This is a genomic window from Streptomyces sp. IBSBF 2435 (genome assembly GCF_036815005.1).
GTDB lineage: Bacteria > Actinomycetota > Actinomycetes > Streptomycetales > Streptomycetaceae > Actinacidiphila.
This window is the reverse complement of record NZ_JAJSYW010000192.1, coordinates 11407-13633: the sequence shown is the minus strand read 5'-3', so window position 1 is coordinate 13633 and position 2227 is coordinate 11407. Positions and strand designations below refer to the sequence as shown.

The window sequence follows — 2227 nt, the reverse complement described above, 5'->3', positions numbered from 1 at the left end:
AGGCGGAGGAGGGCGAGGGCGGCCAGGAGGGCCGCGGGGGCGGCGGCGGCCAGCGGGGTCCAGGCGGCCGGCAGGGCCAGCCGCGGGGTGACGCCGGCCGCCGCGATCAGGGCGAGGCCGCCGAGGACGGCCGCAGCCGCGGCGGCGGCAGCGGGGAGCCGTCGCGGGCGGACCGCGGCGGCCAGGGACAGGCCCGCGGCCAGCACCAGCGGTACGCAGGCGCGCAGCGCGGACCCGTACGTGTCGTCGGCGTACGCGACCGCCGCCGCCAGTACGACCGCCGCCGCGGTCCACATCCCGGCCGCGCCGAGCGCCATCGGCATCCACGTACCCACCGCCAGGTCCAGCACGGCGGAGACCAGCAGGGCGTACGCCAGGCCCGTGGCGTGGGTGTGCGCCGCCCCCGCGGCGAGCGGAGCCGTGCACTGGAGCAGCAGCAGCGCCGCGTACGGCATCAGCACGGACCGGGTGAGCCGGCCGTACGCCGCCGTGCCCAGCGCGCCGAGCCCGGTGACCGCTGCCCAGTACCCGGCGCCGCCGACCCCCAGCAGCCCGCCGATGTCCGCGGCCCTGGCCGCGTACGCGTCGAGCAGGACCAGCGCCAGGCCGACCGCCGACGCGGTCTCGGCGGTCGCGTCGAGACCGCGCCGGCGCAGGGCGAGCGGCGCCGCCAACGCGAGCACGGTCAGCGCGGTGAGCACCGCGGCCCGGCCGCCGATACCGAAGCGGCCCCAGCTGACCAGGGTGAACACCAGCCCGGCGACGATGATCAGCAGCCCGCCGAGGGTGAGCAGTACGGTCTGCGCCGACCGCGTCGGGGTGTCCGTCCACGGCGACGCGCCGCCCGCCGGCGCCGGGACCGTACCGGAGCGCCGGGCACGCAACGCCCCGACCAGCGCGGCCCTGCGCCGATGCAGTGCCCGCCGCCGCTCCTCGACGCCGATCAACTCGGCGTCCAGACCCCGCAGTTCCAGGATCTCGGGGCCGTCGAGCGGCAAGCGGCACACGGGGCACATCACGGGGCCCCCGTCGGCAACGGCGGGGCCGGCGTACGAGCGGCAGTCGGGGCAGCGGTGTGCGTCCATGAGGCGAGTGTGCGAACGCCTGCGGCGGGCCGGCATGAGTACCGGTACTCAACCGGCACGTCCGTGCGGGAGTTTCCCGCGCCCGGCGGCGCGGGTTTTTGCCCACCCGCACCAGCCGTGCAGGGGGTTGGGGATGTGCGGGTCATCCTGTGTGCGGTCACCCGCCATCGGCGACCGCGCGTGACGGCGTACCCCGAAGTTTTGCCCACCCACCGCGACAGGCAGCCGCAGAGCCGGGCCGGGCCGGAGGGGAAGATCCGGGGGTGTCCCCGCAGGCTTGCGCACGACTCCCCGCAGGAACGTTCGCACAGAGCCAGGGTGCCGCTCCGAGGAGATACCCCCGGAGCGGCACCGACCCCACCCCACCAACGGCAAGCGAACCCCGCCCGGGCAAACCGCCACAAATCAATCTCCCTGGCAAGTGGCCGACTGGCGCCCTACGGATCTACGCTGAGTAAGGATGCGGCAGCTCCGGGCTGGAGACCTGGAGGAATCCGTCGGTAGAACGACACTGCTCACTGCTCACTGCGAAGGAGGTGGCTGGAATGGCCACCGATTCGACTCATTCGAGGACGCAGATAGACACCCATCCCGATCTGATGGCCCTGCGCGGCCGGTACGCGGAGGCATCTGCGAAGCCGATGGCGGGCCTGATCGAGGGCCTGTGCCTGCTGACCGGTCTCTACCTGGCGATCTCGCCCTGGGTGGTCGGTTTCCAGAACTTCAACAGCCTGCGGGTCAGCAATCTGATCACCGGGATCGCCCTGGCCGTGCTGGCCATGGGCTTCGGTTCGGTGCTGGAACGCACCGTCGGCCTGGGCTGGGTCGCGATTGCGATCGGAGCGTGGACGATCGTTGCGCCCTGGGTGGTCTCCGGCACGGCCGACACCACCAAAACGATCACGAACAACGCGATCGTGGGCGGCGTTGCCTGCCTGCTCGGCCTGGCGACCATGGGCCTGGGCTTCATGGGAATGAGCAAGGCGAAGGCCGCTCGACGCGCGGCGCACTGACGCAGAGCGCGCGTCGTACAGCCTGCGGATGCACCACGGTGCGGACGGCAAACCTGCCGCCCGCACCGCATTCCGCCCGGGGCCGGGCCCCTCCTGAACCCGGGACGGGCCCGGCCCCGGGCGGAATGC

At 73.7% G+C, this 2227-nt stretch carries 1 protein-coding gene and 1 pseudogene; one reads left to right on the top strand and one right to left on the bottom strand.

Annotated features, from left to right (window positions below):
• Nucleotides 1-1085 (bottom strand): annotated as a pseudogene (locus V7E46_RS28085) (hypothetical protein); the annotation flags it as partial.
• A gap of 545 nt (nt 1086-1630) precedes the next feature.
• Here V7E46_RS28085 and V7E46_RS28080 point away from each other — a divergent pair.
• Nucleotides 1631-2098, top strand: coding sequence for an SPW repeat protein (locus V7E46_RS28080; RefSeq protein ID WP_329178045.1), 468 nt, complete (start codon nt 1631-1633; stop codon nt 2096-2098).
• Nucleotides 2099-2227 lie beyond the last annotated feature (129 nt).

Excerpts from the sequence above, each read along its gene's own strand:
- V7E46_RS28080 (WP_329178045.1), top strand. The coding sequence starts at position 1,631 with ATGGCCACCGATTCGACTCATTCGAGGACGCAGATAGACACCCATCCC.